General features: G+C 54.2%; 10 protein-coding genes and 3 pseudogenes. 2 read left to right on the forward strand and 11 right to left on the reverse strand.

Features of this window, described 5'->3' with window-relative positions:
- The first annotated feature begins 5 nt into the window (after positions 1-5).
- Positions 6-482: a WbuC family cupin fold metalloprotein gene (locus CE636_RS01900; RefSeq protein ID WP_013023839.1), complete on the forward strand. Its 477-nt coding sequence runs from the start codon at positions 6-8 to the stop codon at positions 480-482.
- Between the two features lie 46 nt (positions 483-528).
- On the opposite strand, the gene CE636_RS01905 is transcribed toward CE636_RS01900, so the two are convergent.
- Together CE636_RS01905 and CE636_RS29300 are read right to left on the reverse strand one after the other, a co-directional pair.
- Entirely contained in the window at positions 529-1,404 is an 876-nt protein-coding gene (locus CE636_RS01905) for an extended-spectrum class A beta-lactamase CTX-M-15 (protein ID WP_000239590.1), read from the reverse strand.
- 334 nt (positions 1,405-1,738) lie between these two features.
- Positions 1,739-1,843 (reverse strand): annotated as a pseudogene (locus CE636_RS29300) (hypothetical protein); the annotation flags it as partial.
- A 51-nt stretch (positions 1,844-1,894) separates the two neighbouring features.
- Here CE636_RS29300 and CE636_RS01910 point away from each other — a divergent pair.
- Positions 1,895-2,592, forward strand: a protein-coding gene (locus CE636_RS01910) for an IS1 family transposase (RefSeq protein ID WP_151884388.1) whose coding sequence is annotated in 2 segments (ribosomal slippage) — positions 1,895-2,144 and positions 2,144-2,592 — 699 coding nt in all. Because the reading frame shifts where the segments join, the coding sequence is not laid out codon by codon here.
- Positions 2,593-2,608: 16 nt separating this feature from the next.
- Here the strand turns inward: CE636_RS01910 and CE636_RS01915 are convergent.
- The 9 genes and pseudogenes from CE636_RS01915 to traT form a co-directional block, all read right to left on the reverse strand.
- Positions 2,609-3,478 (reverse strand): annotated as a pseudogene (locus CE636_RS01915) (IS1380-like element ISEcp1 family transposase); the annotation flags it as partial.
- Between the two features lie 315 nt (positions 3,479-3,793).
- Positions 3,794-4,342 (reverse strand): annotated as a pseudogene (locus tag CE636_RS01920) (hypothetical protein); the annotation flags it as partial.
- A 49-nt stretch (positions 4,343-4,391) separates the two neighbouring features.
- The gene (locus CE636_RS01925) at positions 4,392-4,994 is read right to left on the reverse strand and encodes a PIN domain-containing protein (RefSeq protein WP_013023836.1); all 603 of its coding nucleotides are present in this window, start codon (positions 4,992-4,994) and stop codon (positions 4,392-4,394) included.
- Positions 4,995-5,154: 160 nt separating this feature from the next.
- Entirely contained in the window at positions 5,155-5,748 is a 594-nt protein-coding gene (locus tag CE636_RS01930) for a fertility inhibition protein FinO (protein WP_013609537.1), read from the reverse strand.
- Between the two features lie 71 nt (positions 5,749-5,819).
- Complete coding sequence (gene traX, locus CE636_RS01935; protein ID WP_013023834.1) at positions 5,820-6,545, reverse strand: type-F conjugative transfer system pilin acetylase TraX; 726 nt, start codon at positions 6,543-6,545, stop codon at positions 5,820-5,822.
- A gap of 80 nt (positions 6,546-6,625) precedes the next feature.
- Positions 6,626-11,887: a conjugative transfer relaxase/helicase TraI gene (traI, locus tag CE636_RS01940; protein ID WP_013023833.1), complete on the reverse strand. Its 5,262-nt coding sequence runs from the start codon at positions 11,885-11,887 to the stop codon at positions 6,626-6,628.
- Positions 11,887-14,199 carry a type IV conjugative transfer system coupling protein TraD gene (traD, locus tag CE636_RS01945; protein ID WP_013023832.1) on the reverse strand — a complete coding sequence of 771 codons (2,313 nt, stop codon included), beginning with the start codon at positions 14,197-14,199 and terminating at the stop codon, positions 11,887-11,889. Before traD ends, traI begins: the two co-directional genes overlap by 1 nt.
- A gap of 126 nt (positions 14,200-14,325) precedes the next feature.
- Complete coding sequence (locus tag CE636_RS28395) at positions 14,326-15,015, reverse strand: hypothetical protein (RefSeq protein WP_013023831.1); 690 nt, start codon at positions 15,013-15,015, stop codon at positions 14,326-14,328.
- Positions 15,016-15,207: 192 nt separating this feature from the next.
- Positions 15,208-15,939 (reverse strand): conjugal transfer complement resistance protein TraT, encoded by a 732-nt coding sequence (gene traT, locus CE636_RS01955; RefSeq protein WP_013023830.1) that lies wholly within the window; start codon positions 15,937-15,939, stop codon positions 15,208-15,210.
- Between the last annotated feature and the right edge of the window lie 108 nt (positions 15,940-16,047).

Genomic DNA, 16,047 nt, shown 5'->3' on the forward strand with positions numbered 1-16,047 from the left:
TCCTGATGAAACAAATTACCATGAGCGATATGCAGCAACAGAGCGCAGCGGCTGTGCAATCGCCTCGGCTCCGCGCGCACCGTAATTTCCATCCAGAATTAAGCGATTCGGTCCAACGTCTGGCTATTGCCATGGAACCTGGGACCTACGTGCGCCCGCACCGACACCCTCACACCTTCGAGCTACTGTTGCCATTAAGGGGTCGTTTCGTGGTGCTGAATTTTGACGATCGGGGTACCGTCACCCATCGGGCGATATTGGGGGAAACCTGTACGGTGCTGGAGATGGCCGCAGGAACCTGGCATGCCGTGCTGTCGCTGGATACCGGTGGCATAATTTTTGAAGTAAAACACGGTGGCTATCAACCCGTGGCTGCCGATGACTATGCGCACTGGGCTCCAGCGGAAGGAGAACCAGGAACCACGGAGCTTATGGCCTGGTATGCGCAAGCGCAGGTGGGCGACAGCACTTTTGCCGTCTAAGGCGATAAACAAAAACGGAATGAGTTTCCCCATTCCGTTTCCGCTATTACAAACCGTCGGTGACGATTTTAGCCGCCGACGCTAATACATCGCGACGGCTTTCTGCCTTAGGTTGAGGCTGGGTGAAGTAAGTGACCAGAATCAGCGGCGCACGATCTTTTGGCCAGATCACCGCGATATCGTTGGTGGTGCCATAGCCACCGCTGCCGGTTTTATCCCCCACAACCCAGGAAGCAGGCAGTCCAGCCTGAATGCTCGCTGCACCGGTGGTATTGCCTTTCATCCATGTCACCAGCTGCGCCCGTTGGCTGTCGCCCAATGCTTTACCCAGCGTCAGATTCCGCAGAGTTTGCGCCATTGCCCGAGGTGAAGTGGTATCACGCGGATCGCCCGGAATGGCGGTGTTTAACGTCGGCTCGGTACGGTCGAGACGGAACGTTTCGTCTCCCAGCTGTCGGGCGAACGCGGTGACGCTAGCCGGGCCGCCAACGTGAGCAATCAGCTTATTCATCGCCACGTTATCGCTGTACTGTAGCGCGGCCGCGCTAAGCTCAGCCAGTGACATCGTCCCATTGACGTGCTTTTCCGCAATCGGATTATAGTTAACAAGGTCAGATTTTTTGATCTCAACTCGCTGATTTAACAGATTCGGTTCGCTTTCACTTTTCTTCAGCACCGCGGCCGCGGCCATCACTTTACTGGTGCTGCACATCGCAAAGCGCTCATCAGCACGATAAAGTATTTGCGAATTATCTGCTGTGTTAATCAATGCCACACCCAGTCTGCCTCCCGACTGCCGCTCTAATTCGGCAAGTTTTTGCTGTACGTCCGCCGTTTGCGCATACAGCGGCACACTTCCTAACAACAGCGTGACGGTTGCCGTCGCCATCAGCGTGAACTGGCGCAGTGATTTTTTAACCATGGGATTCCTTATTCTGGAAGAAACGAAATAACAACAACATGAATAGTCAATATTTTACCTGAAGCGAGCCACAACGCGTCCGATTTTATGCTTCCGAAAGGCAAATACGGACGTCGCCAGAATGAAACCTAAATTCCACGTGTGTTTTTTATTAGCTTCAAAAATCACTATTTCACGAAGAATTTAGACTGCTTCTCACACATTGTAACATTATTTACAACCACCTTTCAATCATTTTTGATAAATCATTGATTTCATCTTTGCTGCAATGATACTTAATAAACTCTGCAAGTTATCCACAGAGCAACACTCAATTTTATTGATGATATTCTTATTATACCAGACATTTTTCATACACTCCCTTGTACGGATAGTTTTCCGACAACTTCATGATTACATATCTTGCGGTTTTGATTATTTTTGCTGCAAGAAATAGGTGATGCTGCCAACTTACTGATTTAGTGTATGATGGTGTTTTTGAGGTGCTCCAGTGGCTTCTGTTTCTATCAGCTGTCCCTCCTGTTCAGCTACTGACGGGGTGGTGCGTAACGGCAAAAGCACCGCCGGACATCAGCGCTATCTCTGCTCTCACTGCCGTAAAACATGGCAACTGCAGTTCACTTACACCGCTTCTCAACCCGGTACGCACCAGAAAATCATTGATATGGCCATGAATGGCGTTGGATGCCGGGCAACCGCCCGCATTATGGGCGTTGGCCTCAACACGATTTTCCGCCATTTAAAAAACTCAGGCCGCAGTCGGTAACCTCGCGCATACAGCCGGGCAGTGACGTCATCGTCTGCGCGGAAATGGACGAACAGTGGGGATACGTCGGGGCTAAATCGCGCCAGCGCTGGCTGTTTTACGCGTATGACAGGCTCCGGAAGACGGTTGTTGCGCACGTATTCGGTGAACGCACTCTGGCCACACTGGAGCGTCTTCTAAGCCTGCTGTCGGCCTTTGAGGTCGTGGTATGGATGACGGATGGCTGGCCGCTGTATGAATCCCGCCTGAAGGGAAAGCTGCACGTAATCAGCAAGCGTTACACTCAGCGAATTGAGCGGCATAACCTGAATCTGAGACAACATCTGGCAAGGCTGGGACGGAAGTCACTGTCGTTCTCAAAATCGGTGGAGCTGCATGACAAGGTCATCGGGCATTATCTGAACATAAAACACTATCAGTAAGTTGGAGTCATTACCATTGTGCTCTTTCTTTTTCTGGTTTCAGTACGCGAGATACGACAAATCTTCTGTCTTTTTCCCATTTAACTAATTTTGTATACAGTTCTGTAGTTTCTCTACCTTCTTCTCCTTTAACGAATACAATTGATGAATTCGTTGCTTGTGAGGTGAGTGTAGAATAACTTTTGGCTTTAATTAAATATTTGCATCCAAGAGATTCTATCGTTTCGATAATTTTTTCATCAAAGTAGCCACTATCCATTCGAAATAAAATTTCTAAATCGTCTGATTTGATGTTAGCAACAATTTCTTTGATCATTTCCGCAGCACCGTTTGCAGTGTAAGTATTGCCACTTCTTACAAATCCGGTAACATATGCTTTTAATTCGTCGCAAAATGCAAATTGGATATTGTAGCATCGGTTTCCCAGTTTCTTAGGATTATATCCTTTTGACGCACCTTCTTGATGACCTTCTACGTTAATTACACTACTATCAATATCAATCGTAATGGATGTCAATTTACTTTTAGTGAGCAGTTTTTTAAAGACTTTAAAATTAATGTCTCTAAACATTTGGGTTGTCTTGAAGTTGAAGTTTCCTAGAAACCGTGACACTGTTTCAGGTTCTTTTACGGAAATATCAAACTCGTTGACGAGGGGATCATTTTGAAGTAGCTTTAGACGTTCTAACTTATCAATGCCAATGAAGTGACCGCAGAGCATGGTCTTTATATGATTCATCTTGATTTTATTTGTTGAGTCATTATCAAATACGAGGTCATTTTCAATAAAATCAAAAATCCCATTGCTTTTTGCATTCTCAAGGAGCAGAAAAAGACCTGCATTTGATGTTAGATTCTTAGCTTTGAAATCAATTTTATTAATCATAATTAGAACCCCTTTTTACTACTTTTCTTACTATTATTTTACCATATATCGAGTCATAAAAGCTGATAATTTAACATATTTTTGAGCACTTTTCTTTCACCCAATGGGTGAAAGCTGAATTTCGAAGGAATGCATATTTATCAAGGCTTTGATTATGCTTTTTGAAGTACTGACGTAGAATCTAGGTCATATATACTTTAGATTGATTTAAAACTTCATTTTTAATTTAAAAGGATCTAGGTGAAGATCCTTTTTGATAATCTCATGACCAAAATCCCTTAACGTGAGTTTTCGTTCCACTGAGCGTCAGACCCCAACATCAGCAATCAGAACTGATATGACGCTAATCTGCAGGAAGTGGCACAGGACAAAACCAATCTGATGCACCAGTTCCGCAGCAGGCATATTACGAAGAGCATTAATCAGCCGGATGGCATCCTGTGGGGAACCCCAGGCGAGAATACCGATACCGACCAGCATCACCGCCGGCGTATACAACAGCCCCCGGCTGATAACCCGTCCGGTCAGGCCTGTAAGCTCACACCTTTGCTGGCGAAACACCTCATCATCCCGGAGGATTTCCCATTCCAGCCGGGCCTTTTCATAGCGCGGCACCTCGGCCACCACCTGAATACCGTCGCGAATACTGACCAGCGGTGAGACCTCTGGCTTTCTCATCCGGTCGATGTGCCGGGTGTACAGGGCCAGACCGGCCCAGAACAGCGCGACAGATAACGCAACCAGATAAAATCCGCTTGCCCGGGATACAGGAGAAAATAAAACCATCTGAACCAGTGCCAGCGCGCAGCCGTATAAATAACAGAATAACTGCTGCTCAGGGCGCAGAATGAAATATCTGAACATATTGATTCCTTTTTAGATAAAAATAACATTCACAGCCGTCTTAATTTCATTATCGCCAGACCACTGTTTTCTCATACACCGCAATCACACCACGCCTGATTAATTCCTCTTTAACGCGACCATAAAGCGCCATGCCTTTTGTATTACCGGACAGGGATTTAATATAATTCATCAGGGATGAAGTATTCGCCGGGCGGTTCCCTGCAGATTTTTTACTTAATGACTGGACTTTATCGGTCAGGTGCAGCACTTCATCGTTACTGATTACCATAGGTGCCGCCTTCGGTTTCTCTGCAGAGCAAGGCGATGATATACGGCAACATCGTCTCCCCGCCCTGCATAGCTCGGCAATGACGCCATCATAGCCTTTATCATTCGAGATAATATGAAATATCGTCTCTTCCGGTGCAGTCGCGCTAAGTCTTCCCAGCTCAAACACCAGATGGAAGTCCACATTATTTTTTGACACATTCGAAACCTGGAATACGCTTACCGATATATCACCTGCATACGTTACAGCTGGAAAACGTATAAACTCCTGCTGAGGCCCGGTAAATAAAATAAGGCGTTCATAACGGGACAGACGGACATTTTCAAGTGTACCAATATTTTCATAATCTACGAGAGCAATAATTTTTTCAGTCATCGTCATCCAGAATCTGTCTGCACGGACAGTTATGATGCCGCAGCCTGTAATGCGGCAAATATAAAATGAATACCTGTTGCTATTTCAGGCATACCCTCAGCTAATTTTCGTTACATCTATTAGCTGAGGATTCCCAGGTATAATTATCAGGAATGGGTAAATATAATTAAAGGGTCTGACTCATCTTTCGTTCAGCTCGCAGCAGCTCCTTCATCATGCGCTCACTGGCGTACTGCGCTTCCTCTGCAGTGACGGTCGCAACGGCATTCCCCTGCAGATCATAGCGGGAGGCCCCCACCTTCATCCGGGACAGATAGTCCGCAGACCGGGTCAGACTCTTCAGGCACTTAATGACCTGTTTATGCGACAGCGGCAGGTCGCGGTTCACAATGTCGGCAAACAGCTGCTCGCGCATTCCCCTCGCCAGCAGACGGGGTGAGTTTCCGTCGAACAGCTGTGGCCAGAATGCCTTCAGGGTCATGATGGCCTGTTCCGGCGGCAGCAGGCGAAGATAACGCACCGGAGGTGGCGTCTTTACCGCTTTATCCGGCGCCGGCGCAGCGTTGCGCGCGTCGGCTTCGGCCGCTTGTTTAGCCTTCTCAAGTTTCGCTTTCTTTGCCTTCCAGGCCGGCGGGGACGAGACCACCACGACCTTCTTTCGGCGCACCACACCAGGAGCAGGGGTTGCCTCTGCGGGGGCCGTGCTGTTCTCCGCCGGTTTTCGTTTCAGGCTCAGTACAGGGCGTTTTTCTTCTGCCATAACAATTGCCTATCGTTCAGTTAATAAGAGCTACTATACCTGAACGGTATCACCCTTTCCTGCTCCTGCGTTCACATTGAGACGACAATACCCAGTACCGCCAGGTGCACGGCATAGAACATCACGAAGAACTGCCGCGGCCAGAAGCGTTTCACACGTTCTCCGGCAGATGAGCACACCATCAGCGTCAGCAGCGCAATCGCCAGTCCGGCCACTGATTCACTCACGTCATGCATATTCATCAGCAACACCATGAGGGCCCACAACACCCCGTATCCCAGCCGTTCCGGTGCATGCTGTGCGCGACAAAGCAGCCAGCTGGCGGTGAGCATGCCCACTCCGGCCATGCCGTAGCTGCCGGTTGACAGGGGTATCCAGGTGACCAGCAGTCCAGCCGCCGGGAGGGTGTAATACCAGGACGGCTGGCTGACCCACCGCAGGACCTGGCCCGTAACGGCAAAGGCAAACAGAATATTCCCGGTATACCACGGGTACCCGATGAGCATAAACGACACCTGGGCGACCAGCGCCCAGCCCCACAGGCTGTTCAGTTGAGACTGGCGTATTTCCGCGTGCCGTGCCAGATTCATTCCCCATGCCAGACCGAACAGCGGAAAACAACCACGTCCCAGCAGGCGCATCACTTCATTGTTTCCGGCCAGCAGTAAGCCGGTGTGGTCAGTCACCATCAGTACCAGTGCGACCGTTTTAATCATATCCGTTTGTCCCGGTGTCCAGGTCAGCAGGCGCTGAAGCCAGCTGTCTGTCGCGCCTGGAAATGTGTGTTGTGCTCTCATGTTTTTTTTCCTTTTAGCGCTCCGGCAGACTGCCCGATTTCAATCGGGGAGGCTGCCGGAGCAGACAAGCCGCAGGCGCGTCAGTCGCCCCCGAGTGTTTTCTCGCGGTTAAGGTCACGAACCATGTCCCGCTCCACAGCCTGCAGACGCTCACGCTGCAGACGTTCTGAGGCCACCTGCTGAATCGCCTCCTCCTGGCGCCGGAACTGAGGATCATCCGGTAGCGTCGTTTTCTCCGTACCCGGCCGGTCACGCTCCAGTCCGCGAATGACGTCCCCGATAACCTCTTTCACCCGGTCCGCCGGCTCGCCGGCTTTACGCGCCTCCCCGGCCACTTCCCGGGCAGTCTGTTCCGCCTGTTTTTCCATTTCCCGGCGCTGCTGTTCTTCTGCCGCCCGCTGTGCCAGTACCTCTGGCGGGAGGATAATGTCAGCCCCGGCCTGCGGTACCGGAGCCACCGGCGCCGGTTCAGCCCATACCCGCCCACCGGTCATGGCCCCGGGGTTCCAGGGGCGGTCATCACCGGCCAGCCGCACCACCACCCCCGTATCGGGATTGTCGCGGGCCATTCTGACGCCCTCCCCCATATTCCCGGCCAGCAGGCTTTCTCCGTTGCGGCTGTTCTGCAGCGCCACGAACCGGGCGTCTTCATTGCCCATAATTCGTCCCTCTCCGCCGATAGCCTCCAGCCGTCCGTCCCGATCGGTCAGCGGGCTGAGCCAGATACCGGCGGCTTTCCCGTTTTTATCAAATGCCGGCAGCGCCACATGCGGCTGAGGGTACTTTTTCCCCGGAGAAATGAATTTTCCTGGTGAACTTCCCTGTGCCAGACCGGACTGCTGCAGGGCTGCCCGGCCCGCGGCGGTTTCATCCAGTGGCCTTGCCCGCCCGAACAGCAGATCGGCTGTTTTCACCGCCCGGTCGTTACGGGGTTCAAGAATATCGTGCGCCGTCGCTTTCTCAGGTGAATGCTTGATGGCCTTTATCCAGCCCTCACGGTTGTCGGTGTAGACCTGAACATGCTGTTTCATGCGGGATAACGCCACATAGGCAGACTCAAAGCTGGCCATCTGTTCCCGACCACCGGCCACCCCTTCCAGCGCGATGGCATACGGTTCGCTGGCCCCCTGGGCGCCGTGGGCCGTAATGGCGTAGGCGAGGTCGATATGCTGCTGCGCCTGATCCGCCTTCGGGGTCAGCGTACGGGTGAGTTTGCCATCAGATAGCGTGACACTGTCACCCGAAACAGACTGCACCTCCCAGATACTGTTGGCCACATAGCCGCGCTCCAGGTCACTTTTGCTGAAGCGCATTCGGTCCCCCTGAGACACGGTTATCTTTTCCTGACGATAGAGCGTGACGCCTTCTGCCGATGCCTCCCGGGGTGAGATATATCGCTCCTTTCCTTCACTGTCTGTCAGGGTGATCAGCTGATTAGCCTTATCCACCTTGCTGATACGGTGGTATACGTTATCAACCAGCGCCACCGCCTCCTTGTGAGCCGTCCAGGTCGACAGTTTGCGCAGTTCACCGTCACGGATGTTACTCGTGACCAGCACCGGCAGGGTGATTTCCTCTTTGCCGGTTTCCCCGTTCTCCCGCCGTGCGTCATGGATCAGACTGTTCAGCGCCCGCCGGTCCTTATTCAGATGGGTGATCACCAGCGTCTGCGACTGTGCCTCCGGGGTCCGTCCGGTATAGTCCTTCACCAGCGCCTCGTAGAGCGTCGCGGGCTGACCTTCCGGCAGGGTTTTCCCCTCGCTCAGCGCCTTTTCTATCGCCTTTTCCTGCTTTGGCGTGAATTCCACCACAGAACTGCCCGGCGCCCAGGCGCCTTCTTTTCTCGGCACCTGCTCCGGCGTGACCTGCTCGATGGTGGTCAGGGCGCGGTGCACATCCCGCTCAATCAGGCTGTAGACCGCCGGTCGCAGCTCAGGCATCTGGCGTACAATCTCTTTCATGATGGCAACGTCGGCGGCGCTGCGCTGCTGCGTCAGCCTGAACGGCTGGCCCGGCGCGATGGGCTGCAGCTGGTCGTTATCCCCACTGGACACCGCCCGCCCACCGCCGGCGACGATGAGGGAGTGGGCTTTTGCCATATCGGCCAGCCCCACCATTGAGCTCTCGTCGAGCAGGAACAGGGTGTTGCTGAAATCGGGTGTCTGGCCATTGCGCTGTAGCAGCTGCGTGTCGTGGAGGAACGATGCCGTCGTGCGCGCATCCACGCCAGCACTCTGCATTTCCCCGACCGCGCGATGCGTCGGCGCCAGACCGATGACGCGCGGACGGGTCTCTTCCGGCAGCAGACTGATGGCACTCATGACTGCCCGGAGCTGGGTGGTTTTCCCCACCCCGGCATACCCCTGAACCACCGTGAACCGGTCCGTGCTTTCCAGAATCATCCGGGTCGCCGCCCGCTGTCCGGCGGTCAGGTCCGTCATCAGACTGGCCGGCACGCGGTCCATCAGGGGGGCCACCGCGTCTTTACCTTCCAGCACGTGGGTCAGGATGCTTTTTTCGGCGTCCCAGGTCTGACGGGAAATCAGCAGGTCATTGCCGTAGCCGTGCGCCACCGGTACATTCAGCAACTGCCCCGACCTGATTTGTGCCTGGATGGTCGTGTCGATGTCCGCCATCGAAACCTTCCCGCCCCCGGTTTCCAGCGCCGTCGCCAGCAGCTGGGGCCGGGAGAAGGTCAGTTTCTCACTTTCAAGCAGCGGGATGGCCAGGTGAATGGCCTGTTCTGCCGGGGTACGCAGTCCGGCCTTCTGCTGCGCAATGGCCGCATCCAGGTCCGTCTCGCCGGATCGGGTCTTCAGCTGCTCTGAGACCACGCTGAAGGCGGTATGCCGCGACAGCTTCTCCGTCGTGCGCGCCGCATCCTGCGCCGAGTACAGCCGGAGATGACTTCCGCTCTGCGCCAGCTGGTTGAGGGTGGCGTTATCCAGCTCACGCTGCGTCACCGACGCAAAGACCGTTGCCGTCTCGCTAACCGACCTGCCGGGACTTTCCACCCAGCCGTGGCCGATTTTAATACCGTCAAACACGCCCGCGCCCACGGCCAGGGTCTGCGTGGTTTTCTGCCCCGGCCGCTGTACCGTCAGCTGCCCGTCCTCCACTTTCATCACCGTGATGCTTTCCCCGCCCTTCAGGCGTGTGTCCGGTATCTTCCCGAGCACCGCCAGACGTTCCCCCTCTGCCACCGGCAGTGTATCTGCCCGGAACAGCGTCCACTGGCTGTCGACCGCGGAAACCTTCAGATCCAGACGGACCCCTTCCCGGTCTTTCAGGGTCAGCATATTGCTGCTCCCGGTCACCCGGTCAATGACAAAGCGATCGTGCGTCCGGGTCTCCGGATCCCAGCGTTCCATCACCATCCCCTCCCGGTAATAATCCCGCACGCCCCGGCTTTTGCTGTCCAGCCACACCGGCGTCAGGGCTGTAATGGTCGTGTCTTTCTCACCCAGCACCCCCTCCTGTCTGAGGGAGTCACGGATAAGGCCGTTGAGTACGCTCTGTTCACGCGTCCCGCTGATTTGGGCCACGCTTTCCTGCCCTTCACGCACGCTGACGGCAAACTCCTGTGCCAGCCGGCTGTAGCGTGCTCCTTTATCCGGTTCACTGATGATGTCGGCTGTGGTCTGATGGCCACCCTGCCAGCGATACGTATTCACGCCGCTGTCCTTCAGCACCGTCAGCGCGCTGCCGGTCCCGCTGCGCTTCCCGCTGTCGGAGAGCAGGACCTGCACGTTATGGCGCATCGCACCATCGAGCAGGGAAATCGTTTCCTTCAGGCTCAGCTTCTCCGCCTGATCCACGATGAGTGTTCCGCCCGGAATAAACGCCGTCCCGTCCTGCAGGGCGGATTTACCGGTCACCGTTTCCCCGGCCAGACGCACATCACCGGCGAGAAAATCACGTGAGCGGTTATCGGCCGCCAGGATATGGACGTCACGCCCCTGCTCCCGGGCCATCAGGGTTAACTCGGCCACCCGCTCCCGCTGGCCGGTGGCACCGCCCTGACCGGAAACGATACCCATTACCGGGCGATCCTGCGCCAGCACACTGACGGCATCGCTGAAAGGGACCTGGCGCACCACAAACGCATCAGGCGTGACGGAGACATGATTCTGGCGCTGCACCTCCTGACTAAGGGCTTTGACGGCGAGTTCATCGAGAACGTGGATGTTTGAGGTGAACAGGCCTTTCTCGCGATCGAGAGGGATAAGCTGCTCCCGTTCAATGGCGGCATCGATGCCCTTTCTCGCCAGCTCAAACACACCGTCCTTCGCCTCCAGCTGGCCGACCGTGCGTGCCAGCAGGTCGGCATACGTGAACTGCACCTTGCGGTCGCTGAGACCGGCAATCGCTTTCGTCACCACATCCGTGATATCCGGACCGTCAGTGTTCACCGGCGCGGCAGGTGCACGGGCCAGCTCTGCGGCTCGCGCATCGGCGGCCTCACGGTACCCCCGGATGTCAAACCCGGTCTCCTTCAGCGTGTTCATCCACTCCACCATCTTCTCTGCCGGATCGATGGCGTCTTTCGACTTGCGGGTATCGAGCGCGGCCACATCCCGGGACTTCAGGGAGGCATCGGGCCCTGCGGCCTCCCTGACCTCCTGAGACCGGGTGGAGAACGGTTCCACAGGGACCCCTTTCATCTCCCACATCCCGTGTTTGCCCACAACTTCCGTCTCATAGCCAAGCTTCTCAACCAGGGGTTTGAACGCCTCCCGGTAAAGCTTCCCGAACGCTATCTGGTTCGCGTACACGTTCTCGATAAAACCTGTTTTACCGATCTTATCTGTGCCGAGAGACTGCCATTTGTCCCCGTTCTGCGTGGCGTTAATGACGACGGCATGGGTGTGTATCTGAGGTTCCTGGTTACGGTTCGTGTCGTGGTTGAATTTCGCCACAATCAGATTTCCGGTCAGCACCGTTTCGCTTTTACCGTCCGTCATGACCCGGGTCGCGGCCAGCGTCTCCAGTTGCCGCACCGCTTCGGTTACCGCCTGGTTGTGGGCATCGATAAGGCGTTTATCGCCGCCCAGCATCGCCATGACCGACACGCTTTTGGGGGCCGAGAAGGTCAGGTCATAACCGGGCCGGTGCTTGTTGGCGCCGTCCTGTATCCGGGTCAGGTCGCTGCCATCCGGCAGCTTCCCTTTCAGCAGTTCCGTAAACAGCGCCTTATCCACGGCTTTCCCGTCGATCCCCAGCGCCTCAGCCCCCTTACCCTGCCAGCGTTCGTCCATGCTCCCTATGACGTAGTAATTATCCTTATCCGTATAGTAATTACCGGCACTGCCCGCCGATTTAACGGAGCCAATCGACATCATCAGAAGTTCCCCCCAATCTCGACATAATCCTGTTCATCGTGGCGGTGGCTGTGGTTGATATTGACTTCCTCACGCCGCTGCATATCCCGCTGTGTCTGCTCATCTGCCAGCCAGGCGTCATACGCCTGCATGTCCTCGATGACACCGTCCTCGTTCATGCCGGCCGGCAGCATGTCCTGTCCCTGTTCCGCAGACTGCTGCGCCAGCTCCTGTTCTGTCCCGCCTGCAGCTGCAGCAGGGGTACCGGCAGAGGATGCTGTTGCGGCTGCAGCGGCAGCAGCGGCTGCTTTTGGCTTGATCAACGGTACGGTCGTGAGCCGCAGGACGGAAGGCTCCGTTGCTCTGACGGAAGGTTCCTCTGCCGGCATCTTCGTTGTCGGCGGCGCTTTTACCGGTGCCGGAGATACTGTCATGTCTGCTGGCGCAGGCTGACTGACCGGCTCAGGTTGTTCACCGGCGTGACTGTTTGTATCAGCGGGCCCGGATGCCGGCGCATCCGGCGTGAAAAGTGCCCTGGCAAGACTGCCTTCAGCTTCCCGCGCTTCAAGCAACGCACTGAGCCGCGCATCCACCCGCGCATCGAGAGTGCGAGGAATAAATCCCTCGGCAATTTTCGGACGCGGTTTGTATTTGAGGGCCAGTTTCACGGCCGGATACGGCCCGGGCAGCGTGACATAGCAGGACAGGTCAGGCAGCGTCTGAATATCGGAGTAACTGACCAGCGTTTCCCGCTCTTTTTCTTTCCCGGTCGATACACCATCACGCACCGGGTCAGCACCGTAGGAGTACTGCTCGCTGGCCTTGAGGATTTCCTTCTCGCCAATTTCACCGGCAGCAAACTCCGCAATCTCTTTACTCGGGGAGCGGAAGAAGGCTCGGGTGTTCATCACGTCAAAGAGCGTGGCGGCAGGCTTGACGCCATAGATATCTTCCAGCTGGGCATAGGACTGAATACCGAACACATAACAACCACCAAATTTACGCGCCTCCGGGAGGATTTCGACCAGGTCCGGCAGCTTGTGCAGCGTGGGGAGCTCGTCGGCGAAAATCCACACGCGCCGGTTACGGTTCTCCCCCATCGCCAGCAGGCCGCGGATAGCAATTGACAGCCACATCGAGATAACCGGCTTCAGGGAAGCATGGGTGTCAGCGTTGGAGGAGATAAACAGCCAGCCATTGGGTCGGTCCTCACGGACACCGCGCATCCAGTCCCTGATAGTGAACGGCTCCCCGTTCTTCTCGATGCCCTGCAGGTAGCGAATAGCCTTGACGTAGTTGGTCAGCACGGCACGAATGGAGATGGCCGTTTTCTCAATTTTCTCTTCAACCAGGTTCGCTGCCGGCGTGTTCTGCAGATAGGCGCGCAGCTTGTCGATTTTAATGGACAGCATGGTATCAACCAGCTTCTCGTAGCTGCGATCCTTGTCTTCACGCATCAGGTACGCGCCTTCGGCAAAGATAGTGCGACCGGAGCCCTGCCAGAACGGGTCTTCTTTGGTGCCCATCGGGATAAGAGTGTTGGAGATGTTGTCGAAGTCCGGCAGCGTCAGGCACTCTTTCCACAAATCCCAGGCCGCGCAGCGCGAGTCCAGCGGGTTGAGGATTTTATCCAGTGACGGGTCGTAATAGCTTTTGACGAACTCACAGGAGCGATCGTAAATGATGGCCATATCGCCCCGGGCACGAACATAATTCAGTAGCCGGCGGATTACTTCTGATTTACCGGAACCCACGGTACCGTGGAGGCAGAAGTTCTGGATTTCGGAGTTTTTAAGAATAGGCAGATCGCCAATTTTAATATCGGAGGCCATACCATCACGCTTCATCTGGCGGGCCACTTCTTTGGGCTTATCGGAAAGCTGGCGCCCGCCGGTATTCTCATCCTCACTCTGCTGTTTCCCCTGGCGGCCCAGCACCCAACTGGCGATGAAGAACGTCACGATACAGATAACAAGAGAAACCACGGCTGCAAAGACGAAACTGGTCCACAGCTGCTCTCCGCACCAGATAGTATATTTATCGGCCAGGATTTGTTCTGAGGTATATTCCAGCGACTGGCCGTAATACTGAATGGTGTATACCGGCTGGGAACGAATAATATCGCGCATCGGACCCAGCGTCGTACACCACCAGTATACGCAGCCGTTCACAAAGGTTTGCCAGCTGAGCCGATACATCAGCATCAGCCCGCACAGCACCCAGAATAAAATAAACAGCACGTAGAAAATAATATTGGCAATCTGACCAAACATGCGAAAGCGCATATTGGCGATCTGACCGCCCTGCGTCATATCTTTGGCATTGAAACTCATGGCACTAATCCGTCAGTAAAGTATTAGGGTCGGAAGGACAAATTAATCAGCGGAAATACACCGGCACAAAACAGGATTACAGTCATGCCCGGATCCATTGATGGCCAGGCCGGATACTGACTTCTATTAAGAGGTTATGCAGAAGGTATAGCCCTCTGAGCCAGGGCAGTGCCCGCCTTTAATATACGACTTCGCCACCTGCCGTCCGGCCTCATCGACCAGGGCATACAGTGTGGATGGCAATGTTTCAGTCGTGTACTGCAGGCAGACGCAGTAGCATTTCACCGGATGTTTAATCATATCCGGACGTTCAAACCAGCCGGTTGACGGGAAAATCCGTGTGCCGAAGAGCCTGTCAGAAGGAAACTGAGTCTGCACGGACCAGGCAAACACGTCGTCAGCGCTGTCGCGGCGATTGACGCCGGGGATATACAGATTTTCTGCTTCGCGGACAACACGGGAGGCAAGAGAGGACAAGGCGGAGTCATCCGTGCTGGCCGGGCCTTCCACACATATGGAAAGATGGAAGTATTCCGGTTTGCTCTGTACTTCTGGCTTTGCATCGGAAATAACTGACGCCGTGTTTCGCTTACGCTCCACGGAAGACGTCATTATTTTTCGGAAAAAGACACCTGCGATGAAAACAAGCAGAAGAATAACTAACGCGCTGCAGATATACATGATGTGGTCACTGAAGAGAGAACAGACCTCGCGATGTGACAGGGAATCAATTCCCCCCGCTGCAGGATGTGGGTAAATATCGCCAGGCATCAGTTCATGTGTATCAAGAGACCTGACAGGCACAGATATTGTCATAAATAACCTCTGTTCAAATAAAGACGAAAAGACTCCGCCGAAGGCGGCAACGCCTCACAGATGCACAAATAAATTGCGCAACTGTTCACCGTTTAGATGTGGAATTAACTGATTATTTGACGAATGAATTCTGACACGCCGGAAAGGTGATGCCAGTCTGGCCCGGAGTACCCGGGCCGTGGAATAGAACGTTTACAGGATATTAGCGATCGATTTTGCCAGCTGGTCTTCAAGAACAGGCTGGGCTTCAGGGAACTTGAGGTTAACTTTATTCGCGTTAGAGACGACGCGAGTCTGGTATTTATGCTGATTACCCGTTTCAGTACTTGTCTGCACTTTTGCTCCGGATGTTCCCTGACGTAATACGGCCACGTTATCAGTCTGAACCTGTGTTTTGGTTCTTTCCGCGATCTGAACATCGGTGATCATGGTGTAGTTCACATCTTCCACCATCGCGTCAGCCGCCATTCCGACCAGACCGGCTGCAAGCCCTACTCCCAGGGTTGCTCCCGCGGAACTGGAGTTGTAAGCGGTAATCCCCGCCCCAAGAGCGGCGCCAGTCACAGCGCCCTCATAACCCCGGCTTAACCAGCCCTGAGACTCACGAAGGTCCATTTTATCGGCCTTGAGCACATTCGCCTGGATCCAGTAGCCCGCCGTATCGGGGTTACTGACGACCTGATATCCCTTTGAAGTGACAGCGCTGGCAATTTTTGCCTGCAGGCCACTCATATCCTTATCGGAGGTATTTTTGATTTGCAGATAAACCGTCTTATTATTTGAAGGTTCCAGCCAGATTGTTTCGCTCATCTGGGTTTTTACTTCCAGATTTCTCTTTTTAATAGCGGTTCCCATTGCACTACATCCAGACAACACCAGAGCAGAGCTGACGACCATCACAGCCATGAATTTATTAAGCTTCATCCTGAATCCTTGTGACATAATCAATACGAGTGAATACACATTCTCTTATGATTTCGGAATGCGCATTCACTATATACGAATTTTAAACGAGATGTGAAAACTAATTAC

The organism is Klebsiella sp. LY (assembly GCF_004010915.1).
Classification (GTDB): Bacteria; Pseudomonadota; Gammaproteobacteria; order Enterobacterales; family Enterobacteriaceae; genus Klebsiella; species Klebsiella quasipneumoniae.

Coding starts and splice junctions, on each gene's coding strand:
- CE636_RS01900 (WP_013023839.1), top strand. CDS start 6: ATGAAACAAATTACCATGAGCGATATGCAGCAACAGAGCGCAGCGGCT.
- CE636_RS01905 (WP_000239590.1), bottom strand. CDS start 1,404: ATGGTTAAAAAATCACTGCGCCAGTTCACGCTGATGGCGACGGCAACC.
- CE636_RS01925 (WP_013023836.1), bottom strand. CDS start 4,994: ATGACGATGACTGAAAAAATTATTGCTCTCGTAGATTATGAAAATATT.
- CE636_RS01930 (WP_013609537.1), bottom strand. CDS start 5,748: ATGGCAGAAGAAAAACGCCCTGTACTGAGCCTGAAACGAAAACCGGCG.
- traX (WP_013023834.1), bottom strand. CDS start 6,545: ATGAGAGCACAACACACATTTCCAGGCGCGACAGACAGCTGGCTTCAG.
- traI (WP_013023833.1), bottom strand. CDS start 11,887: ATGATGTCGATTGGCTCCGTTAAATCGGCGGGCAGTGCCGGTAATTAC.
- traD (WP_013023832.1), bottom strand. CDS start 14,199: ATGAGTTTCAATGCCAAAGATATGACGCAGGGCGGTCAGATCGCCAAT.
- CE636_RS28395 (WP_013023831.1), bottom strand. CDS start 15,015: ATGACAATATCTGTGCCTGTCAGGTCTCTTGATACACATGAACTGATG.
- traT (WP_013023830.1), bottom strand. CDS start 15,939: ATGAAGCTTAATAAATTCATGGCTGTGATGGTCGTCAGCTCTGCTCTG.